Origin of the sequence: Exiguobacterium sp. KJ 601 (assembly GCF_027161185.1) — a bacterium.
GTDB classification, from domain to species: domain Bacteria; phylum Bacillota; class Bacilli; order Exiguobacteriales; family Exiguobacteriaceae; genus Exiguobacterium; species Exiguobacterium profundum.
In genome coordinates, this window is record NZ_JADHZG010000001.1 from 120,644 (window position 1) to 141,503 (window position 20,860).

At 50.2% G+C, this 20,860-nt stretch carries 23 protein-coding genes, 2 riboswitches and 1 other annotated feature (1 of these 26 only partly in view); of the genes, 15 read left to right on the forward strand and 8 right to left on the reverse strand.

Annotation, left to right across the window (positions count from 1 at the left end; genetic code table 11):
• Nucleotides 1–100 (forward strand) — a binding site (T-box leader) (it extends 128 nt beyond the left edge of the window).
• Between the two features lie 55 nt (nt 101–155).
• Genes trpD through trpA form a run of 5 tightly spaced genes read left to right on the forward strand, consistent with a single transcriptional unit; the run spans nt 156 to nt 4,381 of the window.
• Nucleotides 156–1,145: an anthranilate phosphoribosyltransferase gene (gene trpD, locus IRJ25_RS00700; protein WP_269317545.1), complete on the forward strand. Its 990-nt coding sequence runs from the start codon at nt 156–158 to the stop codon at nt 1,143–1,145.
• Nucleotides 1,142–1,903 (forward strand): indole-3-glycerol phosphate synthase TrpC, encoded by a 762-nt coding sequence (trpC, locus tag IRJ25_RS00705; RefSeq protein WP_269317546.1) that lies wholly within the window; start codon nt 1,142–1,144, stop codon nt 1,901–1,903. Before trpD ends, trpC begins: the two co-directional genes overlap by 4 nt.
• Nucleotides 1,879–2,433: a phosphoribosylanthranilate isomerase gene (locus IRJ25_RS00710; protein WP_269317547.1), complete on the forward strand. Its 555-nt coding sequence runs from the start codon at nt 1,879–1,881 to the stop codon at nt 2,431–2,433. The genes trpC and IRJ25_RS00710 overlap by 25 nt, the downstream gene beginning before the upstream one ends.
• Nucleotides 2,430–3,617 carry a tryptophan synthase subunit beta gene (gene trpB / locus IRJ25_RS00715; RefSeq protein WP_031422059.1) on the forward strand — a complete coding sequence of 396 codons (1,188 nt, stop codon included), beginning with the start codon at nt 2,430–2,432 and terminating at the stop codon, nt 3,615–3,617. The genes IRJ25_RS00710 and trpB overlap by 4 nt, the downstream gene beginning before the upstream one ends.
• A complete protein-coding gene (gene trpA, locus IRJ25_RS00720; protein ID WP_269317548.1) occupies nt 3,614–4,381 on the forward strand; it encodes a tryptophan synthase subunit alpha in 768 nt (255 codons plus the stop codon). The genes trpB and trpA overlap by 4 nt, the downstream gene beginning before the upstream one ends.
• A 41-nt stretch (nt 4,382–4,422) precedes the next feature.
• On the opposite strand, the gene IRJ25_RS00725 is transcribed toward trpA, so the two are convergent.
• Nucleotides 4,423–5,913, reverse strand: coding sequence for a potassium/proton antiporter (locus IRJ25_RS00725; RefSeq protein ID WP_211782161.1), 1,491 nt, complete (start codon nt 5,911–5,913; stop codon nt 4,423–4,425).
• A 153-nt stretch (nt 5,914–6,066) separates the two neighbouring features.
• Between IRJ25_RS00725 and IRJ25_RS00730 the strand changes: the two genes are divergently transcribed.
• Nucleotides 6,067–7,005, forward strand: a complete 939-nt coding sequence (locus tag IRJ25_RS00730) for an ATP-grasp domain-containing protein (protein ID WP_269317549.1) — start codon at nt 6,067–6,069, stop codon at nt 7,003–7,005.
• Between the two features lie 3 nt (nt 7,006–7,008).
• On the opposite strand, the gene IRJ25_RS00735 is transcribed toward IRJ25_RS00730, so the two are convergent.
• On the reverse strand, nt 7,009–7,155 hold the full coding sequence (locus IRJ25_RS00735) for a hypothetical protein (RefSeq protein ID WP_012727492.1): 147 nt from the start codon (nt 7,153–7,155) through the stop codon (nt 7,009–7,011).
• 75 nt (nt 7,156–7,230) lie between these two features.
• Nucleotides 7,231–8,007 (reverse strand): hydrogen peroxide-dependent heme synthase, encoded by a 777-nt coding sequence (gene hemQ, locus IRJ25_RS00740; protein ID WP_074035549.1) that lies wholly within the window; start codon nt 8,005–8,007, stop codon nt 7,231–7,233.
• 338 nt (nt 8,008–8,345) lie between these two features.
• Between hemQ and pta the strand changes: the two genes are divergently transcribed.
• The 4 genes from pta to IRJ25_RS00760 all read left to right on the forward strand — a co-directional run bounded on the left by pta (nt 8,346) and on the right by IRJ25_RS00760 (nt 10,633).
• A complete protein-coding gene (pta, locus tag IRJ25_RS00745) occupies nt 8,346–9,335 on the forward strand; it encodes a phosphate acetyltransferase (protein ID WP_012727490.1) in 990 nt (329 codons plus the stop codon).
• 76 nt (nt 9,336–9,411) lie between these two features.
• Entirely contained in the window at nt 9,412–10,131 is a 720-nt protein-coding gene (locus IRJ25_RS00750) for a DUF2711 family protein (RefSeq protein WP_269317550.1), read from the forward strand.
• Nucleotides 10,132–10,169: 38 nt separating this feature from the next.
• Nucleotides 10,170–10,469: a rhodanese-like domain-containing protein gene (locus IRJ25_RS00755; RefSeq protein ID WP_041917952.1), complete on the forward strand. Its 300-nt coding sequence runs from the start codon at nt 10,170–10,172 to the stop codon at nt 10,467–10,469.
• Nucleotides 10,469–10,633, forward strand: a complete 165-nt coding sequence (locus IRJ25_RS00760) for a hypothetical protein (protein ID WP_012727488.1) — start codon at nt 10,469–10,471, stop codon at nt 10,631–10,633. Before IRJ25_RS00755 ends, IRJ25_RS00760 begins: the two co-directional genes overlap by 1 nt.
• Before the next feature lie 38 nt (nt 10,634–10,671).
• Here IRJ25_RS00760 and folE2 read toward each other — a convergent pair whose 3' ends face one another.
• Entirely contained in the window at nt 10,672–11,583 is a 912-nt protein-coding gene (gene folE2 / locus IRJ25_RS00765) for a GTP cyclohydrolase FolE2 (protein WP_269317551.1), read from the reverse strand.
• Between the two features lie 254 nt (nt 11,584–11,837).
• On the opposite strand from folE2, the gene IRJ25_RS00770 reads away from it, so the two are divergent.
• A complete protein-coding gene (locus IRJ25_RS00770; RefSeq protein WP_269317552.1) occupies nt 11,838–12,668 on the forward strand; it encodes a TerC family protein in 831 nt (276 codons plus the stop codon).
• Nucleotides 12,669–12,704: 36 nt separating this feature from the next.
• On the opposite strand, the gene IRJ25_RS00775 is transcribed toward IRJ25_RS00770, so the two are convergent.
• The 4 genes from IRJ25_RS00775 to IRJ25_RS00790 are packed head-to-tail and all read right to left on the reverse strand — an operon-like array spanning nt 12,705 to nt 15,667.
• The gene (locus IRJ25_RS00775) at nt 12,705–13,238 is read right to left on the reverse strand and encodes a 1,2-dihydroxy-3-keto-5-methylthiopentene dioxygenase (RefSeq protein ID WP_269317553.1); all 534 of its coding nucleotides are present in this window, start codon (nt 13,236–13,238) and stop codon (nt 12,705–12,707) included.
• 13 nt (nt 13,239–13,251) lie between these two features.
• Nucleotides 13,252–13,869, reverse strand: coding sequence for a methylthioribulose 1-phosphate dehydratase (locus IRJ25_RS00780; protein WP_269317554.1), 618 nt, complete (start codon nt 13,867–13,869; stop codon nt 13,252–13,254).
• Entirely contained in the window at nt 13,866–14,516 is a 651-nt protein-coding gene (locus IRJ25_RS00785; RefSeq protein WP_214690396.1) for a 2-hydroxy-3-keto-5-methylthiopentenyl-1-phosphate phosphatase, read from the reverse strand. Before IRJ25_RS00785 ends, IRJ25_RS00780 begins: the two co-directional genes overlap by 4 nt.
• Nucleotides 14,513–15,667: a 2,3-diketo-5-methylthiopentyl-1-phosphate enolase gene (locus IRJ25_RS00790; protein ID WP_269317555.1), complete on the reverse strand. Its 1,155-nt coding sequence runs from the start codon at nt 15,665–15,667 to the stop codon at nt 14,513–14,515. Before IRJ25_RS00790 ends, IRJ25_RS00785 begins: the two co-directional genes overlap by 4 nt.
• A 72-nt stretch (nt 15,668–15,739) precedes the next feature.
• Nucleotides 15,740–15,841, reverse strand: a riboswitch (SAM riboswitch).
• Nucleotides 15,842–16,046: 205 nt separating this feature from the next.
• A riboswitch (SAM riboswitch) is annotated at nt 16,047–16,149 on the forward strand.
• A gap of 82 nt (nt 16,150–16,231) precedes the next feature.
• Here IRJ25_RS00790 and mtnK point away from each other — a divergent pair.
• Genes mtnK through IRJ25_RS00810 form a run of 4 tightly spaced genes read left to right on the forward strand, consistent with a single transcriptional unit; the run spans nt 16,232 to nt 20,859 of the window.
• Nucleotides 16,232–17,383: an S-methyl-5-thioribose kinase gene (mtnK, locus tag IRJ25_RS00795; RefSeq protein ID WP_159563039.1), complete on the forward strand. Its 1,152-nt coding sequence runs from the start codon at nt 16,232–16,234 to the stop codon at nt 17,381–17,383.
• Nucleotides 17,380–18,414, forward strand: a complete 1,035-nt coding sequence (gene mtnA / locus IRJ25_RS00800; RefSeq protein ID WP_269317556.1) for an S-methyl-5-thioribose-1-phosphate isomerase — start codon at nt 17,380–17,382, stop codon at nt 18,412–18,414. Before mtnK ends, mtnA begins: the two co-directional genes overlap by 4 nt.
• Nucleotides 18,407–19,486 carry a sugar ABC transporter substrate-binding protein gene (locus IRJ25_RS00805; RefSeq protein ID WP_159563037.1) on the forward strand — a complete coding sequence of 360 codons (1,080 nt, stop codon included), beginning with the start codon at nt 18,407–18,409 and terminating at the stop codon, nt 19,484–19,486. The genes mtnA and IRJ25_RS00805 overlap by 8 nt, the downstream gene beginning before the upstream one ends.
• Complete coding sequence (locus IRJ25_RS00810) at nt 19,486–20,859, forward strand: sugar ABC transporter ATP-binding protein (protein ID WP_269317557.1); 1,374 nt, start codon at nt 19,486–19,488, stop codon at nt 20,857–20,859. The genes IRJ25_RS00805 and IRJ25_RS00810 overlap by 1 nt, the downstream gene beginning before the upstream one ends.
• Nucleotide 20,860: the final 1 nt, after the last annotated feature.

Genomic DNA, 20,860 nt, shown 5'->3' on the forward strand with positions numbered 1-20,860 from the left:
GACGGTTTCCCCCGTTATCGGGATACGATGTGATTGCATCGGAGAGTGGATTCTTTTGAATCAACGAGAGGTGGCACCGCGGTCTTGAACCGTCCTCCATACGACGACTGTCGTGTGGAGTTTTTTTATACACATTTTTAGAGGAGGAACCGACGATGATTCAACAATTGGAGACAAACGCATTATCAACAGCAGATATGAAAGTGGCGGCAAGCGAGATGTTCCAAGCGGATGAAGCGCAAATCGAACGAGTGCTACTGGCGATGAAAGAGCGCGGTGAGACAGCAGAAGAGATGGCAGGACTCGCGGCATACATTCGTGAAGCGGCACAGTTCCCCCAGAGTGATTTACCCGTACTCGATGTTTGTGGTACCGGCGGCGACGGGGCGCATACGTTCAATATCAGTTCGACCGTCGCCTTTGTCCTAGCCGGTCTCGGCATTCCGGTCGCGAAACACGGAAATCGAAGCGTCTCGAGTCGATCTGGGAGCGCGGACGTCTTAGAGGCACTGAACGTTCCAATCGTGAAGACGGCAGAAGAAGTACATGCTGACTTGAAACGGACGAACTTGAGTTTCCTCTTCGCCCAGCATGTCCATCCGATTATGAAGCACGTCATGCCGGTCCGGAAACGACTCGCGACGGCGACCATCTTCAACCAAATCGGACCGTTAACGAATCCACTTCGCCCGAAACGACAACTTGTCGGTGTCTATCATCCATCATTGCTCGAGAAGATGGCGACCGCGATGCGTCATCTCGGGGTGGAGCGCGGTATGGTCGTCCATGGAGCAGGTGGACTCGATGAAGCGAGTCTCGCCGGTGTGAACGACGTGTACTTCTTTGATAGGGAACAGACGGCGCGTTATGCGGTTGACCCACGAGATGTCGGCTTGATGCGTGCACCGCTTGAAGCGCTACGTGGAGGCACATCAGAAGAGAACGCCGCAACCCTCGTCGCCGTATTGAATGGAGAGTCGGGACCGGCACGCGACGTCGTCTTATTGAACGCAGCACTTGCCCTTTGCACGTATGGCACAACCGCGACGCTTCGTGAAGGAGTGAAAGAGGCGAAACGTAGTATCGATGAAGGACACGCCTTACGGGTATTACAAAACTTACAACGGACGGAGGTCGAAGCATGAGTTATTTAACGAAAATCATCGGAACGAAAATAGAAGAGGTTAGCTTCATGCAGCCCATCGATGTCCCCGTGACGAAGCCAATCTCTCTCTTACATGTGATGAGCGAGGGATTCCATATCATTTCAGAGATCAAACGGTCGTCCCCCTCGAAAGGAATGATTCGGGAGACGGTCGACGTCGCTAAACGGGCACGTCAATATGAAAAAGCTGGTGCGACGATGATTTCCGTTTTGACAGACACGACGTACTTTAACGGTTCTTTTGACGACTTGCGACAAGTTGCCGATGTCGTCACCATCCCGGTGCTCTGTAAAGATTTCATCATCGATGAACGACAACTCGACTATGCAAAGCATTACGGGGCGAGTGTGGCACTTCTTATCGTGGCGGCACTCCATCCGACACGTCTTCAGGAGTTGACGCGATACGCTCGCTCCATCGGTCTCGACGTCTTAGTCGAAGTACATGATGATGCGGAGTTACGCATCGCCCTCGAACTGGATGACGTGTTGATCGGCATCAATAACAGAGACTTAAAAACGTTCGAGGTATCCCTCGAAACATCGATTGATTTGATGAAACGCTATCCTGAGGTCACATTCGTCAGCGAGAGCGGGGTCAGTTCGGTCGAGGCGGCTGCACGTTTACAAGAAGCTGGGGCAAGCGCCATTCTCGTCGGGGAAGCACTCATGCGTGAAGAGGACCCGACCCGGTTACTCGAGGAGTTGAAAACATGTTCGTTAAAATCTGTGGACTAAAAACAAAGGAAGCTGTTGAGGCGGCGGTCGAGGCGGGAGCGGATGCAATCGGATTCGTCTTCGCCCCGAGTTCTCGACAAATCAACGTGACGACTGCGAAGAGATTAGCTGCACATATCCCACAATCGGTTCGAATCGTTGGTGTGTTTTTAAGTCCTTCAATGGAAGAGATTGAGGAAACGTTGAACGTGGGACTGACGGATTTACAAATTCACCATCGGACGCAGTCAATGGAACAACTCCGTATCTTCGGATTGCCCATCATCGATGCGTCGACCGAGGAGACGGCAGATGTACGATTGATGGATCATCCGAATCCGGGAAGTGGACAGGTGTTAGACTGGGGCGCAATCGACCGGCCGCAGCGTCCGTTTTGGCTAGCGGGCGGGCTATCCCCGGAGAATGTGAGACAAGCGATTCAACTCATCCAACCAGATGGCGTCGACGTCTCGAGCGGTGTCGAGACGGACGGTGTGAAAGATATCGAAAAAATTCGTGCGTTCATTCAACGCGCCAAGGAGGAACTATGATGTATGCACAACCAGTGAACGGGAAGTTTGGACAATATGGTGGGAAGTACATTCCAGAGACGCTCATGCAGGCGGTCGAAGAATTAGAGGTCGCTTATGAAGAGGCGAAGCAAGATCCTGAGTTTCAAGAACGATTCTCTTCCTTATTACGTGAATACGTGGGACGTGAGACGCCACTTTATTATGCGTCGAACCTAAGTCGTCGCCTCGGGACGAATGTCTATTTGAAACGTGAAGACTTGAACCATACCGGTGCCCATAAGATCAACAATACAATCGGGCAGGCGCTCCTGGCGAAACGGATGGGGAAACAGAAAGTCGTTGCGGAGACAGGCGCGGGACAACACGGTGTCGCGACGGCAACAGTATGCGCACTACTCGATTTAGAATGTACCATCTTCATGGGTGAGGTCGACGTCGAGCGACAAGCGTTGAACGTGTTTCGGATGGAACTTCTTGGGGCGAAAGTCGTCCCTGTCAAATCAGGAAGTCGCACCTTAAAGGATGCCGTCAATGAAGCGCTCCGTTACTGGGTCAAACATGTCGACGATACGCACTATGTGATGGGTTCTGTTCTCGGACCGCATCCGTTTCCGCAGATGGTACGTGATTTCCAAAGCGTGATCGGAACAGAGACACGTCGTCAAATCCTCGAACAGACGGGACGCCTTCCGGATGCCGTCGTCGCTTGTGTCGGCGGAGGGAGCAACGCCATGGGGATGTTCTATCCGTTTTTAAACGATGAGTCGGTCGCGCTCTATGGTGTCGAAGCGGCAGGAAGTGGCATTGATACGGATAAACACGCAGCAACCCTCACAAAAGGGGAAGTCGGTGTCTTACACGGGTCGCTCATGTATGTCTTGCAAGACGCAGCGGGTCAAATCGAGGAAGCGCACTCCATTTCAGCCGGACTCGATTACCCAGGGGTAGGACCGGAGCACAGTTTCTTGAAAGATATTGAGCGGGTGCGCTATGCGGCCGTCACGGATGACGAGGCACTCGACGCGTGTCTCGCACTCAGCCGACAAGAAGGAATTATTCCTGCCTTAGAGTCTTCACACGCCCTCGCTTATGCAGAGACGCTCGCGAAGACGATGGGAGAAGACGATACACTGGTGATTTGTTTATCAGGGCGCGGAGATAAAGACGTCCATACAATCCGAGAGAAGGTGGCGACACGATGAAACTAGAGACAGCGATTCGACAGCGAGAAGGAGCGGCGTTCGTTCCGTATATCATGGCCGGTGACGGCGGGATGGACCGGCTCATCCCGACCATCGTGGGACTAGAGCGGATGGGTGCGACGGCGATTGAACTCGGTATCCCATTCTCCGATCCGGTGGCGGATGGACCGATTATCGAGGCGGCAGGAATGCGCGCGCTTAAAGCTGGTGTGACGCTTGAAATGGTATTGAACCATTTAATAGAAGGAAAAGATCAATTTAACGTTCCAATTGTCTTGATGACATACTTGAATCCAGTGTTTCGGTTCGGGGTCCAACCGTTCTTTGATCAGGCGAACGAATGTGGGGTGAGCGGGGTCATTATTCCTGACCTTCCGTTTGAGGAGAGTCTCCAGTTGTTCGCAGATGTTAATCGGCATGACGTCGCCGTCATCCCGCTCGTTACGTTGACGAGCAGTGAGGCGCGGACAACGTCCATCTTAGAAAAAGCAGAAGGATTCGTATATGCGGTCACGCTTAAAGGGACGACCGGGAAAGCAGATGTGTTCCCGGACGAGTTACTCGCCTACTTGACTCGTTTGACAGAGCAGTCACGTGTTCCCGTCTTGGCAGGATTCGGAGTCCATCGTCCGGAGCAAGTGCAGACGTTAGGACAGGCGTGTGACGGTGTCGTCGTCGGGAGCTTCATCGTCGAGGCACTTCATGAAGGACGGACAGAAGATGTTGAGACGTTGATTCAATCAGCAAAACACTTGCACGTATAAGAAAACCGGCGCTTCAAATGAGGCGCCGGTTATTCGTTTACTCATAATTCCACTCGGTCTAGCCCATCTTCACCAAATGTTTGGTCGAGTTGATCATGACGATACATCGAGGCAAGCACGTATAAGAGGTCGCCTTCTTCGATGACTGTCTGACCGTTCGGTGGAATCAAGTACTCGTTTCGGACGATGGCGTTCACGACAGTGTTTGGTGGGAGCGTGATGTCCGCCAATGTCTTTCCAATCATAGAGGAGCTTGATGTGACCACATAAGGTACGAGCTTATGTTGAGACTGTTTGCTTGAGACGAGGGCGATTGTGTATGGGGAACGGATCTTATCCGGACCGAGCAACCCTAACTTCTCGGCAAGTGGCGTCAACGTCGTCCCTTGGATCAGGGCGCTCGTCACGACGACGAAAAAGACGGCATTGAATAACAGTTGGCTATTTTCGGTACCGGCAATAAGCGGGAATGTCGCAAGGACAATCGGTACGGCACCTTTTAGACCAGCCCATGAGATGAACAACTTTTCTTTTCTCGTAAATGCCATGCCTAGTGTCGATAAATAGACGGCGATCGGACGTGCCAGGAACATGAGGACGAATGAGATGAGTAGTCCTTTCCAAATCAAGTCCGGTTCGATGAGTTGACGAGGGAAGACAAGCAATCCAAGGATGACGAACATGATGATTTGCATGATCCACGCAAGTGCTTCTGAGAATTGGACGATTGTCACTTCATGCGCCGTGTCCGCATTTCCGACAATCATGGCGGCGATATAGACGGCGAGTAATCCGCTTCCCAATAAGTAAGCTGTGACACCATAAGTGAGGAACGCCATGGAAATCATAAGGACGGCATGTAATCCGCTCGAATCAAGTCTCAAATAATTCAACATGAGACGAGACAGTTGTCCAAGGATGAAACCAATCAATGCCCCGACGACGATTTGAAGGACGAACATCCATACCCCATCCCAAATGGTCGTATCCGGCTTCATCATAAAGTCGAGGGCGAGAATCGTCAAAAACATCGCCATCGGGTCGTTCGTGCCGGACTCGGCTTCGAGAGTCGCACCGACTTTCGGTGAGATGTTCTTTCCTTTAAATGCGGCAAAGACGGCCGCTGCATCGGTCGAACCGATAATCGCACCGAACAAGAAAGATTCAATCCAATCGAAACCAAATACGAAACGAACGGCCACGGCGACTACTGTTGTAGTAATCAATACCCCAAGCGTCGCCAGCGAGGCAGAAGGGGCGAGGACGCTCCGGATTGATGACCATTTCGTTTGAAGACCCCCTTCAAACAAAATGACAATCAAGGCAGCGACTCCAATCAGCTGCGCTAAATTCGAGTCGTCAAAGAAGATGAGACCAGTAATGTCACTTCCCATGATCATGCCGATTCCCATAAATAAAATCAAGGCGGGCAAGCCGAATCGAGTCGAGATTCGTGTCGCCATGACACCGGCTACGAGAAGTAGACCGAAGAGTAAAATGAGTACATCAGTACTTATAACAGGTACGGGCAAACACAACACTTCCTTTCTGAAACAATATTCTTAAGTTCATTATACCATGAAATCGTCTGATATTTCAGAATTGAGGATTAGGCAAACCATACACATTGGAATTGTCGGTTATGAATATGGTAAAGTAAACACATCATAGAAGGAGGAATGATGATGTCTAAAATTCACGTCATTCATGAAAACGAAGAATGGACGAACCACCTTGTCCACCGTTTAAAAGAATTGAACTTGCCATATGAATTGTGGCACTTGGACCAAGGGACGATTGATCTCGAAGCAATGCCCCCGGAAGGTGTCTTTTATAATCGGATGAGTGCCTCCTCGCACACACGTGGGCATCGGTACGCACCAGAATTGACGGAAGGCGTCCTCGCTTGGTTAGAGGCAAACGACCGGACCGTGTTCAACGGCACACGTGCCATCCGCCTCGAAGTGAGTAAAGTCAATCAATACACGGCGCTTCGACGTGAAGGGATTCGCGTGCCGAAGACGATTGCGGCAGTCGGTAAGGCGCAAATCATCGAAGCGGCTGAGCAGTTAGCTTTGACGCCATTCATCACGAAACATAATCGTGCCGGAAAAGGACTTGGGGTCCAATTGTTCCATACGATCGAAGGACTCAATGAATATGTATATGGTCCCTCGTTCGAGGAATCGGTTGACGGCATCACGCTCATTCAACAGTATATCGAAGCCCCGGAACCGTATATCACCCGTTGCGAGTTCATCGGCGGAAAGTTCCTTTATGCGGTCCGTGTCGACACGTCGGAAGGGTTCGAGCTCTGTCCTGCTGATGCCTGCTCGATTGAAGACCAGTTCTGCCCAGTCGGGGAGACGCCGCCGGCGAAGTTTGAAATCGTCGAAGGATTCGATGACCCCATCATTCCAAAGCTCGAACAGTTCTTGAAAGCGAATGCGATCGATATTGCGGGGATTGAAATCATTCGAGACCAAGACGGTAACGTCTACGCATACGACGTCAATACAAACACGAACTATAATTCCGATGCTGAAGCGAAAGCGGGACGCTACGGAATGCTTGAATTGGCTACTTTCTTAGGCGACGCACTTCACGTCACTACGACAAAATAAGGGTCAGGCGCTCGCCTGACCCTTTTGCTGTGTATGTTTGAGTTGCTCTTCAAATCGATGTTGGACTAATTCTGCTGTCGGTGCCATTCGTTCGATGAACGAATCTAAACGTTCCGCAGTGTCACGATCGGTTTCTTTAAACACGCGCATCGTTGTTCACCTCGTTAATCAGGATAACTTGCTTACATCATCCTTAATTCCCGAGGTGTTATACGCGTAAACCTTTTACACGCTAAAGAATGTGCTCAAATTTTCTTTTGGTAAGATGTTCCCAACGTAGAAGTCGCCGAACTCTCCATACTTCGCACTTACTTCGTCGAAACGCATCTCGTAAACGATTTTCTTAAACTGAAGTGAATCTTCAGCGAAGAGCGTGACGCCCCACTCCCATGCGTCGAATCCAGTCGACCCACCGATGAACTGTTGAATCTTACCGGCGTAGCTACGGCCAATCATGCTGTGACGATACATGAGGTCTTTGCGCTCATCCATCGACAACATGTACCAGTTGTCGCCATCGCGACGAGCTTTACTCATCGGATAGAAACAGATGTGTGCGGCTTTTGGAAGTGTCGGATAGAGGCGTGAGCGGATATGAGGATTTTGATACGGGTCCCCGTCTCCAGATCCGCGATACATCCCGAGCTCGATGACCGACACGTATGAATACGACGGAATCATATAGTCGTATAGCGCCGTTTTGCGGAAGGCGCGCTCGACATCTTCAAGTTCGTTGAATGTCGGACGAAGCACCATCAAGACGAGGTCTGCCTTCTGACCGAGAATCGAGTAAAAAGCGTGGCTTCCTTCGCCTTTTGCTTCAACTTCTTCGAGAGAAGCGAGGAACGCTGTGAACTCATCAATCATCTGTTGACGCTTTTCAGCATCGACGAGTTTCAAACGAGCCCAATCAATCGTGCGGAAATCATGAAGTGTATACCATCCGTCTAATGTGGCGGCGGCATGTTGTGTATCTGTTGTAGGTACTGGACGTTCTGACATAAAAAAATCTCCTTTCGGGACTTGGCTTCGCCGTCTATTTTACCATACACGCTTCACTGACTGGCAACTTTGAGGCACTGTGAGGGTTATCACGATTCATGGCGGGTAAAGAACAGAGGACAGAAACATGAAAACGGCTACAAAAATGGCTGTATCAGTCGGTTTGTCAAAACTGTTCTATTCATATAATGATTGATTCTAAGCGATTTATGGCGAAATGGGCAGAATAGTTTATTTTGAAAAGGGTACTGTGTATAATTGAAATCGCGTAAAGACACAAGTCAACGGCAAAACCATTAGCAGTCATGCTGTAAATTGAGAAAAGGGGTTCATTCGTTATGAAATTATTTGAAACGTTGAAGCAAAAAGTTAGCCCGGTTCGTCCGACCATCGTCTTCCCGGAAGGTATCGATGAGCGTGTTCTTGGAGCCGCTGTTCGATTGAAAGCAGACGGTATGGTAGAACCAATCGTCGTCGGTGCGAAAGCAGATCTCGAAGCGGTTGCGGCGAAACACGGTTTCGACATCTCAGGTTTGACACAATATGACCCAGCGACATACGAAGACATCGACGTCCTCGTCGAATCATTCGTCGAGCGTCGTAAAGGAAAAGCAACGGCTGAACAAGCGCGCGAACTCCTTACATCAGACGTGAACTACTTCGGAACAATGCTCGTTCACACAGGCAAAGCAGAAGGTCTTGTCTCAGGCGCGATGCACGCGACGGCTGATACGGTACGTCCGGCACTACAAATCATTAAAATGCAACCAGGCATCAAAAAGACGTCAGGTGTGTTCATCATGGTACGTGACGACGAGCAATACGTCTTCTCGGACTGTGCGATCAACATCGCACCGGACGCGGCAGATTTAGCAGAGAACGCGTTCTTGTCGGCAGCGACAGCGAAGACGTTCGGTATCGACCCACAAGTCGCGCTTCTTAGCTTCTCGACGAAAGGTTCTGCGAAGTCACCTGAAACAGAGAAGGTCGTGGAAGCGACACGCCTGGCAAAAGAAAAATCACCGAACCTTCCAATCGACGGAGAACTTCAATTCGATGCGGCATTCGTCCCTAGCGTAGCGGCGAAGAAAGCACCGGGTTCTGACGTTGCTGGTAAGGCGAACGTATTCGTCTTCCCAAGTCTTGAAGCCGGTAACATTGGCTACAAGATGGTTCAACGTTTCGGTGGATTTGAAGCGATCGGTCCGATCCTTCAAGGTCTCAACAAACCAGTGAACGACTTATCACGCGGTTGTAACGAAGAGGACGTCTACAAATTGACGCTCATCACAGCGGCGCAAGCAATCGACGAGCGCAACGAAGCGTGAGTCCGGAGCATTCTTCTTATAGAAGGATGCTTTTTTTGATGGCTCGTTATAAACTATTCAAGAAAGGAGTGATGAAATGGACGAACTAGATGAGAGTGTTTTATTACCTGAAGGACATCGTTACGCTATGTTTGGTGGCGGGGATGATGATTCGATTAAGACGTATTATGAAGGGGTATTTGAAACGGTCTTCATCGCGTTTCATCCATTCCTTGCTCCAATAGGTCACCCCACCATGATTGATCGTTATACCGATCTGGATAATAACGAGGTCGAACAGCAATTTCGGTCCGTTACATGGGAAGAGATGAGGCGAAGACTAGGTTTTCGTGACGTGAGCCGTATCGACCACGCGCTCCGAACGATGATTGGGGCGCTGAAACTACACGCCGAAGATCGAGAAGGGGCGAATCGAATCATTGAATATTGCGAACGTGAGAATGTGCTCCCACCAGGTGAAGGGGAACTGTCGGATCTGCTAAAGAATCAAGTGTTGCGTGTACTTTTGGAGATGGGAGAAGGCTGGATCTGGACCGGAGACGAATTTTGTACGGAACGGCATCTCATCCATCTCAGTGAGACGCTAGCCGCTGATACGTGGGGCATGCAACATCGGACGTTTTTCGGTTATCAACACGAATGGCTCATCGTCCCACCTTGGGATAGCCATTTCACGTTGTTTTGTGGCAGTCGCGCGTTTATCGAACAGGTCGTCGAACGATGCGAGCTCGAAGGGTTCTATTGTGATGCTGAGACGACCATCAACTGGAGTTTGTCGGAGCATAAGCTGAGGTAAACTAAAAGAGAAATCCATGATTGAAAGGGGAACTATGTATGCAAAGTATTCATGCGACAGAATTAAGAGAAAAATTAGAGAACGGGGAGTCTCTCCATATCATCGATGTGCGCGAACAAGATGAATATGAGGCAGGGCATATCCCGAACGTACCACTCTATCCATTATCGGAATTCCCACAAGTGACAGAAAAGTTGGCACAAGACAATGTCTATCACGTGATCTGTCGTTCAGGTGGACGGAGTCAGACGGCGTGTGATTACTTAGAGTCGCAAGGCTACAAAGTCGTCAATGTCGACGGCGGAATGCTAGCTTGGGATGGCGACATCGAGGCGTGATGCTAGAGAATCCTTGGGTCGTTGTACCCCTTCTTATCGCGCTCTACCTCACGGTCTATGCGGTGATGAAGCGATTTGACTGGGAGAAGTGGCGACTCGTCTGGGCAGTGTGGGTGATGCTCATCATCATCCTATTGACGATTGAACTCGTGACAAGTCTATAAAAAATGCGGAACCTTCTTTAACAGAGGTTCCGCATTTTTTATGCGTCTTGACGCTTATCGAATGTGATCGATGCAATCGCGTCATGTTGGTGAATCGACTCTTCGTTACGGCATTCGACGAAGAAGTTCACGACTTGTTTCATCTCGTACAAGTCAGCCGCGATCAAGCGGACCATATCCTCGACGAAACGTGGGTTTTCGTATGCGATTTCAGTCGCACGTTTCTCATCCGGACGTTTGAGGACAGGGTGAAGTGGTGCTGAGGCGTTTGACTCCGCTGCATCGAGAAGGGCTACACGCCAATCGAATCCGTCCGTCGATGTTTCATCAAGACCGGCTTCGATTGTGATGTACCCACGTTGGTTATGGGCGCTGTACTCACTGATTTCTTTTGAACATGGGCAAAGCGTCGTGACGTTGATGACGAGACCGACTGTCACGTTTGCGACGCCCGTTTCGAGGTTATATGTCACACGATGCATGACGTCCGCGTTCATCAAACCGCTAAGACCTGTCGCAGGTGCTTTACGCGTGAAGAACCATGGGTAACGGATTGTCAATTGGCCTTCTGTTTGTTCCATACGCTCGGCGAGCTCTTGCGCGAACTCGATTAACGAACGGTTTGATACCGTCCACCCTTGTTGATGGTACGCGTCGAGCTGCTCTGTCAAACGAGACATGTTGATCCCTTTACGGTCTTGGACGAGCGAAGTCGTCAATTCGAATGTAGCGACCGTAGACTGAATCCCATCTGGCGTCTCGATGTTCACAGGATGCTTCACGTTTGAGATGCCGACACTGTCGAGGGCAAATAGGAAGTTTTTCGGTGTATTTTGTAAATCGACCATTTGTTCTTTCTCGGTCGGCTTTGTTCCTTTAATCGGTGGGACCGACCCGAACAATTTATGTCGTTCTGCTTTAGTAGGTAAAGCGACATGGCTTGTAGACATAATCGGATTCTCCTTTTTTCGAGCGGTTTAAAGCACCACTCGTTCTTGTTAGGATTTTATCACGAAATGATGGCTGAACGGGTATGATTTTGCTCTCATAACATGTTTTGAATATGCAATCGGAAAAAAATCCTTCAGATATTGAAGAAAGAGGATTGATTTACTTTGTGAACGGGAATAAAATGGTCCTGTGAACTTAAAAAATAGATCACTATTAAATATGAAGGAATTGAAAGAAAAAAGGAGATGTTTTTATGGATTGGCAGTTAGTCCTGCAGTATGCCTGGATCGTCGTCGTACTCGTCGGTTTGGAAGGCTTGTTATCTGCAGACAACGCGCTCGTCTTGGCCGTTATGGTCAAGCACTTGCCGCGTACAGAGCAGAAGAAGGCATTATTTTATGGACTCCTCGGGGCATTTGTTTTCCGATTTATCGCATTGTTCTTGATCTCGTTCTTGATCAACGTATGGCAAGTTCAGGCACTCGGTGCGCTCTACTTAATCGGGATGAGTGCGCGACACCTGTATATGACCTATAAGGCGAGAAAGATGGAGCCGAAGCAAGATTTGGCGGCCGAGGCGAAGGAAGAGACGGCTGTCACGGAGAAGCCGGTATCGAAAAAAGAATTTTGGCTCACTGTCGCAAAAGTCGAGTTTGCGGACATCGCTTTTGCCGTCGACTCAATCTTGGCAGCGGTCGCGCTTGCGGTCAGCTTGCCACCACTCGGTCTAGGTGAGATTGGTGGGATTGACTCGGGTCAGTTCTTCGTCGTCTTGACAGGTGGACTCATCGGGGTCGTCTTGATGCGATTCGCAGCTCGGATTTTCGTCAAGTTGCTTCATCAGCGTCCGACACTTGAAACGGCCGCTTTCATCATCGTCGGTTGGGTCGGGGTCAAGTTGACGGTGCTCGTACTTGAACACCCTGGTTTCAAGGAATTGATTGCCGGAACATCATTCGAATTCATGGGACTCCCAGACGGGTTCGTCCACTCGACAGCTTGGACGATTTTCTTCTGGTCGGTCATGGTCGGGATTGCGACATGGGGCTGGTTCTCATCGAAACCGACAGCGGTCAAACAATAAAAAGTGGTCTCTCGTTTTTAAGCGAGAGACCTTTTCTTATGCAGTTACATTCTCTTTGTCGTAAATCGGTACCCAGCCTTCAGTCGTCACGAAAATACGAACGGCGACGACTTGGCGGTCTTCTTGTAATGTGAAGTAATGACGTGTGTTGACCGGCACGGAGATGAGATCACCTGGATTGAGTTCGATATTGAAGTATCCGCGTTCTGCATCGTCAATCGCAAAGATGCCGTGACCACTGACGATGAAACGAACCTCGTCATCTGTATGATGATGCTCTTTTTGGAAGTTGACGAGCAGTTCATCTAAATTCGGTGTCGCATCGGATAGCGAGATGACGTCAGCCGTCTTGTAGCCACGTCGTGCTGATACATCTTGAATCTCGTCACGGAACGTCGCCAAGATGGCTTCTTTGTCTTCGTCTGTCAGTTGGTAATTTTCCTGAAGAGAAGCCGGTAACTTTGCGATATCCCATGCTTCGTAAAGGATGTCTCGTGATTCTAAAAAGTCACGTACCTCTTGTTGATCACTGACGCGTTCTTCGGTTTGTTGAAAATAAATTGTTGCCATGTTGAATTCCTCCTTATGAATGGACGCCTAGGGCGCGTAATTTTAATGAATAGCTAAACAAAAATTCATATGCCTCTAAATAACGTTTTGCCGCAGCTGGCGTTTCGCCCCAAACGGTGATCCCGTGGTTCCGGATGAGGACGGCACCGGCATCGCCTGTGACATGTAGCGCGAACGCACGGGCGAGCATCGGGATATCCGCGTGGTTCTCGATAATCGGGATTCGTACACTGGCCGTCTCTTCCCAATAACCGAGCGCTTTGATGATTTCTTGACCTGTGAACGTAACATGACCTTTTGCAGCATACAGTTCCGAGATGACGTTATTGTCGACCGTATGCACGTGAAGCGAACATGTTGCGTTCGTATTGTTGAAGATATCGACATGTAACAACGTCTCAGCCGACGGTTTGCCTGTCTGCTCTCCAATCAATTGACCGGTCGCATCAACGAGGACGAAATCTTCATCGGTGCGCTTTCGTTTATCACGACCGCTTGCCGTCACAAGGAATGTCAATGGGTCATCTGATACGCGGATCGCCAGGTTCCCGCTCGTTCCGGGGAACCAGTCTCGTGCGGCGAGCTCGTCTTTAATGTCGGCAAGTTCTCCCCACCGTTCTTGCACAGTCATACGTTCACTCCTTTCATATGAGCTGAGATATCGTAGAATGTCTCGAACGGAATATGTCGAATTCCTTCCGCCTCACATAGCGAAATCAATTGCCCCCGTGCATACACGACGTCGGCACGTTTGGCGATTTCAAAGTCGGTGACGGAGTCCCCGATGACAATCAACGTGTCGGTAGGTGAGACAATCTGTCGGGCAATTGTCGGCTTGCAGCATCCACAATCGTTCGAACAATGGACATCGCATGTATGAGGCCAGGTGACGTGTGCCGTCTCTCCAGAGAAATCAACATGATTGCAGTAGATGTGTTCCGGTTCGACGTAACCTTCTAGAATCGGATGGACGAAAAAGTCCATTCCGCCACTGACGACATCAAATCGAAAGCCGCATGACTGTGTCTCCTGTAAAAACTCGATAAACCCTGGTCGAAACGTTATGGTCGACTGAAGAAATTCACGGTACTTCAATTCCTGTTCACTCGGGAGCAAGCTGAACATCTGACCGACGCCTTCGCGAATGGAGAGCGTTTGGTTCAACACACCATCTTTAAGTTCGACCCATTCAGGTGGGGCGAAGCGTCGCATCAATGCGATGATGTTATCTTCTTCCGTGATGGTCCCGTCGAAATCACAGATGACGTGCGTACTCATCGTGCACCCCACGCATCTAAAGCAGTCGATAACGCATCGGTCTCGCTCGTCTTACCAATTGCTTGATCGATCGCTTGGCGGAACGCTCTCGCTCCGTCAGCCGCACCGTCTGGATGTCCGTGAATCCCACCACCCGCATTGATGACGACATCTGATCCGAAGTCACGAATCAAATCTGGTACGAGTCCAGGATGGATACCGGCAGACGGGACCGTCAGAATCGGTTTCGTCCAATGAGGTTCTGTCGCGTACGTCTGAATCTGTTGTGCCTCGTCTTTCTGTGTCGACAGTGAACCGTATGGCGACGGGAAGAGTGTCAAGTCTGCCCCGGCCAAGCGAATCAGTTTCCCGAACAGTAGGGAATGACGAACCGATCCGGTCAACGCTCCGGCAAAAGCGGGATGTGCCAAAATCGGGACATGAATCTCAGGATCTTTAGCGAGCTCGCGCAATGCGTCGAGCCCATACGTATATACGTTGAATAAGAGTGCGGTCGCGCCTGCCTCAATCAATCGCTTCGCCTGGTCGCGTAAGGTGAAAACGGGTCCGCTCAACGTGACGGCGTATAGAACGGAGCGACCGGTCGTTTCTTTATGCTCCCGGATGACCGATGCCCCGATCCGTGCCCGTTCGAGCGACGGGGTGAGCGGATTGTCATATAGAATTTCATCGTCTTTGACGAGGTCGATGCCGCCTGCGAACTGGTCCCGGAGTTGTGTCGCCAAAAAATCAAGGTCTCGTCCGATGACGCCTTTGAAGATGCTCATCGCGAGCGGGCGGTCGTGTACACGAAGGATGTCCCGGACCCCTTCAACTCCGAATGCGGCACCCGGAAAGTCCGGTGCGAGTTCCTCTGGAAGCGAGAGGTCGACAAGTTGAACGCCTGGGTCGAGGGAGAGCTTACCGAATGTCGTCGTCAGAATGGACGAAAAGTCCGGTGTCACGTTATGTAGCGGGTAGCGAATCGAGAAGCGACTTGTCGTTTCTTGTTGGGACGTGGCGATGACCTCACCTCGGAACGCTTGCAGTTGATATTGTTCGAGATGGTTCAACTCGGTCCATGTCCCAACGGTCAGCTCATGTGCGATTTTCTCAGCTACACGCTCGACGTGATCGGTATGTTTGATTTCATAAGTAGCGATGATTCCCATAAGTTCCTCCTTTCAGGTCAAACAAAAAATGACCTCATGCCAAGGCAAGAGGTCATTCAAAAAAACAATGAACTCTTATCTCTCAGCGTTAGCTGCAAGAATTAGCACCGTGCCATTTCTGGTCGGTTGCTGCGACATCATCGGGCTTGTCCCTCCGTCTGCTCTTGATAAGAATAGTTGTGAAGTTGTGAAATTTAATTGAATTTTTACATAGAATCGCTCACTCGTCAATTCCTTTTTTTGAGAAAAAAAGTTTAAAAATAATGTTTCTATATATGCGTGTCGAAAATAAGTGGGCGACTGAAAATAGAGGATTGACAACTAGCATGCCTAGTCCGTAATATTCGTCTCAACACGTCAAACACAATTACATCATTTACTCTTATCGCGAGTTGGCAGAGGGAATTGGCCCTAAGACGCCGCAGCAACCGACCATTTGGCACGGTGCTACATCCACCAGACACATGTCTGAAAGATGAGAGGAACAACCAATTTGGGTGTGCCTCTTTCTCGCGGAGAAAGGGGCTTTTTTCATGCATAGATCCAAGAAAGGGGAAAACCATCATGGCTTATGAGGCGTTTACAGAACAGAGTGTCGTCGACCACGTTCGACAGTTAGGGTTACTAGAAGAGGGGATTGCAGAATGCGAGGAGATCGGGGATGGAAATTTAAATCTCGTCTTTCGCATTCGTCAAGGAGAGACGTCATTGATTGTGAAACAAGCGTTACCGTATGCAAAAGTCGTGGGGGAGAGCTGGCCGCTCACGCTTGATCGGTCTTGGATTGAACAGCTGGCTCTTCGTGAATTTTCAAAAGTCGTGCCTCAGTTCGTCCCGAGTGTCCTCGGGAGTGACCGTGAACTCGCCTATACGATTTTAGAAGATTTATCATCGTTCGAAATCGTCCGCACCGGCTTCCTAAAAGGAGAGAGCTACCCGAACTTAGCCCGCCACGTCGGTACGTTCCTCGGGGAAACGTTGTTTGCGACGTCTGACTACGCGAACGGACCACTCGTGAAGAAACAAATCGAAAAAGAGTATTACAATCCAGAACTATGCGATATCACGGAGAAACTGATCTTCACCGACCCGTATCGCGACGCAGAATCGAATCAAATCGAGCCAGTCCTTCGTCCGGATGTGGAGCAACTCTGGTCAGACCTCGCTTTGAAAATTGAAGTGACCAAATTGAAGGTTGGGTTCGTGACGAAGCACGAAGCGCTACTGCACGGGGATTTACATACAGGAAGCATTTTTGCGACCCGTCAAGAAACAAAAATCATCGATCCCGAATTTGCGTTTTACGGTCCGTTCGGCTTTGACATTGGTCAAATCATTGCTCATCTGGTGTTCTCAACGTATGCGCATCCGTTGAAACGATTCGAACGCTTCACAGAAGTACTCACCGTCTGGGAGACGTTCGAGAAAACGTTCCGTACCCGCTTTACACAGGCCGCAGAGCCGTTCAACACAGTAGGATTCGTGGACGAACTGTTGCCATCCATTTTGAGTGACGCCATCGGCTACGCAGGCTGCGAATTGATTCGGCGGACTGTCGGTCTGGCTGGAGTCGCCGACTTAGAGACATTACCAGACGACCTTCGCATCGAACGGAAACGCCACGCCTTAGAGCTCGGTACGCGTCTCATCAAACAGCGCCATCAAATTCAATCCATCGATCAATTGATTCCAGTCTTGTCGGAGGTGCGCGTATGAGTGTGCAAAGTATTCATTTCGATGCCGACACGGAAATGTTGACGATTTTAGATCAGACGCTGTTGCCGCAAGAAGAGCGCTATGTCGAAGTGTTGACGCTCGAACAGGCCGAGCAGGCAATCAAGTCGCTTCAAGTTCGCGGTGCACCGGCCATCGCTTATTTCGGAGCGTTTGTCCTTGCGAAAGAAGCGTCACGTCTGCAAGACAATCCATATTTTCATCTCCAATTGAATCAAGTCGGTCAACGGTTGATTGCGACAAGACCGACCGCGGTCAACTTACAGCATGTCATCGACTCACTCCTTCGATTGAATGTGGGGGAGGACTTTGAACAGATTGCAAAAGCAATCAAGCAGCGTGCGATTGAAATCTTTGAACAAGACGTGGCTACGTATCGCACGATTGGGGAACATGCGCTCACCGTGTTACCCGCTGGTGGCAACGTATTGACGATTTGTAACGCCGGTGCCATCGCGACGTCACGATACGGTACCGCGCTCGCGCCGTTCTATGTCGGGAAAGAGCGTGGCATCCCGTTTCGGGTGTTCGCGTCCGAAACGCGACCGCTGCTTCAAGGAGCACGACTGACCGTATGGGAGCTCGACCGGGCAGATATCGATGTCACACTGATTACAGATAACATGGCGGCCTGGACCATCCAGACGAAACAAATCGATGCTATCATCGTCGGGGCGGACCGCATCACCCGTACCGGTCATACAGCGAATAAAATCGGAACACTTCAGCTTGCGATTTTGGCGAAGCATTACGGCATCCCATTCTATGTGGCTGCTCCGCATTCGACATTCGATTTAGAGGCAGATGACACGATTCAAATCGAAGAACGGGACGCGCATGAAGTGACCCATATCGGGGGACATCCGACGGCACTCGTCGGCATCACCGTCTTCAATCCGGCGTTTGATGTGACACCACCCGAACTGATTACCGGTCTAATTACAGAGACAGGTGTGCTCGAACCGACTGAGTCGGTCATTGTAGAACATGTAGGAGGAAACACATATGTCTAAAAAAATCATCTTCTTCCTGTTGACCGTCATCCTGGCACTTGCCGGATGCACGAACGAACAGGCTCAACCGAAAACGACTACGACAACAAGTAAAACGGAAGCGAAAACCGTCAACGTCTCAAATGAGACGCTTCCGAAAAATCTAGAAGTCGCCCTCGTTATGCAGATGTCGATCGGGACGTTCTCTTCGCAGTATATCGAAGGGGTGACCGAGCAAGTCGAAGCGTTCGGTGGCAACGTGAAAGTGTATAATGCCGAAAATGATTTGTCGAAAATGGCGAGTTATGTCGATACGGCGACGACGCAAGGAGTCGATGTGATCTTGATTGACCACGGACGTGCCGATGCCTTGAAAGAACCGGTTCAACGGGCGCTCGACAAAGGCATCAAAGTCGTTGCATTCGATAACGATTTGACGAACGAAGGCGTGACGGTCATCGACCAAGATGATTATTCACTAGCATGGCGCTCGCTAAAAGCACTCGCGGAAGATTTGGACGGGGAAGGGAACATCGTCACGATTTGGGTCGGTGGATTCACCCCGATGGAACGTCGACATACGATTTATGACGCGTTCTTAAAACGCTATCCCGGCATCCAGGAAGTCGCAAAGTTCGGTTCGGCGACGAACAACACGGCGCTCGATACGCAAAGCCAGATGGAGGCGATTTTGAAGAAGTACCCGGAAGGCGAAATTGATGCGGTGTTTGCGATGTGGGATGAGTTCGCAAAAGGGGCGAGCCGTGCCATCAAACAGGCAGGACGTGACGAGATTGCCGTCTATGGAATTGATTTGAGTGACGAAGATTTACAACTTATGCAAGAAGAGGGAAGTCCGTGGAAAGTGACAGCTGCCACAGATCCAGCCGAAATCGGTCGCATTCAAGTCCGTTACGCTTATCAAAAAGTAGTCGGGGACGAAACGCCTTCAATTCATTCGGTCGACCCATATCTAGTGGATCGTGATGTCTTGCCGGACGAGGCTGTCACGATGGATGACCTTGGACAGTACGTTCCGGGTTGGGGCGAATCAAATGCGGCATGGTCGGATTGGATGAAGGAGACGGACTGATGATTCACTTGGAACGAATCACGAAACAGTACGGTGACGTCACGGTGCTTGATCAACTGTCATTCAGTTTGAAGCCTGGAGACATTCATGGTCTCCTCGGTTTGAACGGGGCCGGTAAGAGTACCCTCATCAAACTGCTAAACGGAACGGTCGAACCGACGTCCGGCGAATTGTCCATTGATGGAAAACCAATCTGGCTCACACCAGCGGAAGCGATTCGTCATGGCATCATCACGGTATCGCAAGAAGTCGATGATGCGCTCTATTTGGACTTGCCTGTGTATGAGAATGTCCTTCCATGGCAGACGGTGAAATGGATTCGCCCGCAACGTTTGAAAGAGCGAGCGCAACGCGTGTTGTCCCGAGTCGGTTTAGAGGTCGATCCAACGATTCCAGCCGGTGAATACCCGCTCAGCGTGAAGCAGCGCCTTCTCATCGCCCGAGCACTCGAGAGCGATGCCAAGTATTTACTCCTCGACGAACCGACCGCTGCCTTATCGGAAACGGAGGCCGACGCCTTACTGGAATTGTTACAGAAGCTTGCGACAGAAGGAGTCGGAATTGTATTGGTCACGCATCGTTCAAACGAGCTCACACGGGTCACGTCGACATCTACGTTTCTTCGAGACGGACGTGTTGTGTACGATGGTCCGTACCAATCGCTCTCCTCGGAAGCGGTGCAGACATTTTTGAGTGGGACGACATTTGATGCAGTGTTAGAAAAGGCAGTGCCTGAAAATGAGATTTTCTTGTCTGCGCAGTTGCCCCTTCCACTCTTCCAATCTGACATTTCGATTGAAGCGTATCGCGGGGAAGTGCTCGGGATTGGTGGATTGACGGGAAGTGGGAAGACGGAACTGATGGAAGCATTGTTCGGTCTTTCTGGGATTCGTCAATCCATCACAATCGAGGGGAAAGAGCACGTGATCAAAGAACCGACAGACGCCGTACGTTTAGGATTTGCACTCGTTCCAGAGGAGAGACGTCGTCATGGATTATTTTTAGACGAGACGATTGAACGGAACGTGATTGCTGTCGCAGGAAAGACCGATGATGTCTCGGACGTATTGAAATCGCTTCGTGTCCGCTATGCGAACGTGAAACAACCGGTAAGTGAGCTGAGTGGCGGAAATCAGCAGAAGGTCGTCTTCAGCAAATGGTTGCTCGATGACCGAGACATCTATCTGCTCGACGAACCGACAAAAGGAATCGATATCGCAGCGAAACAAGACGTGTATGAACGCGTCATTGCACTCGCGAAACAAGGGAAGACCGTATTGTTCACGTCAAGTGAGCGACATGAACTCGAACGGGTCGCCAATCGAATCGTTTGGCTCGACCGTGGACAAATTGTAGAGAAAGGAGGCGTGTAAG

What these genes read in the sequence shown, in the direction of transcription:
- IRJ25_RS00810 (WP_269317557.1), top strand. Translation starts at nt 19,486, where the DNA reads ATGATTCACTTGGAACGAATCACGAAACAGTACGGTGACGTCACGGTG.
- IRJ25_RS00805 (WP_159563037.1), top strand. Translation starts at nt 18,407, where the DNA reads ATGTCTAAAAAAATCATCTTCTTCCTGTTGACCGTCATCCTGGCACTT.
- IRJ25_RS00775 (WP_269317553.1), bottom strand. Translation starts at nt 13,238, where the DNA reads ATGGCAACAATTTATTTTCAACAAACCGAAGAACGCGTCAGTGATCAA.
- IRJ25_RS00735 (WP_012727492.1), bottom strand. Translation starts at nt 7,155, where the DNA reads ATGCGCGTGTTTAAAGAAACCGATCGTGACACTGCGGAACGTTTAGAT.
- IRJ25_RS00730 (WP_269317549.1), top strand. Translation starts at nt 6,067, where the DNA reads ATGTCTAAAATTCACGTCATTCATGAAAACGAAGAATGGACGAACCAC.
- IRJ25_RS00760 (WP_012727488.1), top strand. Translation starts at nt 10,469, where the DNA reads ATGCTAGAGAATCCTTGGGTCGTTGTACCCCTTCTTATCGCGCTCTAC.
- IRJ25_RS00780 (WP_269317554.1), bottom strand. Translation starts at nt 13,869, where the DNA reads ATGACTGTGCAAGAACGGTGGGGAGAACTTGCCGACATTAAAGACGAG.
- IRJ25_RS00755 (WP_041917952.1), top strand. Translation starts at nt 10,170, where the DNA reads ATGCAAAGTATTCATGCGACAGAATTAAGAGAAAAATTAGAGAACGGG.
- folE2 (WP_269317551.1), bottom strand. Translation starts at nt 11,583, where the DNA reads ATGTCTACAAGCCATGTCGCTTTACCTACTAAAGCAGAACGACATAAA.
- pta (WP_012727490.1), top strand. Translation starts at nt 8,346, where the DNA reads ATGAAATTATTTGAAACGTTGAAGCAAAAAGTTAGCCCGGTTCGTCCG.
- IRJ25_RS00785 (WP_214690396.1), bottom strand. Translation starts at nt 14,516, where the DNA reads ATGAGTACGCACGTCATCTGTGATTTCGACGGGACCATCACGGAAGAA.
- trpA (WP_269317548.1), top strand. Translation starts at nt 3,614, where the DNA reads ATGAAACTAGAGACAGCGATTCGACAGCGAGAAGGAGCGGCGTTCGTT.
- mtnK (WP_159563039.1), top strand. Translation starts at nt 16,232, where the DNA reads ATGGCTTATGAGGCGTTTACAGAACAGAGTGTCGTCGACCACGTTCGA.
- IRJ25_RS00750 (WP_269317550.1), top strand. Translation starts at nt 9,412, where the DNA reads ATGGACGAACTAGATGAGAGTGTTTTATTACCTGAAGGACATCGTTAC.
- IRJ25_RS00790 (WP_269317555.1), bottom strand. Translation starts at nt 15,667, where the DNA reads ATGGGAATCATCGCTACTTATGAAATCAAACATACCGATCACGTCGAG.
- mtnA (WP_269317556.1), top strand. Translation starts at nt 17,380, where the DNA reads ATGAGTGTGCAAAGTATTCATTTCGATGCCGACACGGAAATGTTGACG.
- trpC (WP_269317546.1), top strand. Translation starts at nt 1,142, where the DNA reads ATGAGTTATTTAACGAAAATCATCGGAACGAAAATAGAAGAGGTTAGC.
- trpB (WP_031422059.1), top strand. Translation starts at nt 2,430, where the DNA reads ATGATGTATGCACAACCAGTGAACGGGAAGTTTGGACAATATGGTGGG.
- IRJ25_RS00770 (WP_269317552.1), top strand. Translation starts at nt 11,838, where the DNA reads ATGGATTGGCAGTTAGTCCTGCAGTATGCCTGGATCGTCGTCGTACTC.
- hemQ (WP_074035549.1), bottom strand. Translation starts at nt 8,007, where the DNA reads ATGTCAGAACGTCCAGTACCTACAACAGATACACAACATGCCGCCGCC.
- trpD (WP_269317545.1), top strand. Translation starts at nt 156, where the DNA reads ATGATTCAACAATTGGAGACAAACGCATTATCAACAGCAGATATGAAA.
- IRJ25_RS00710 (WP_269317547.1), top strand. Translation starts at nt 1,879, where the DNA reads ATGTTCGTTAAAATCTGTGGACTAAAAACAAAGGAAGCTGTTGAGGCG.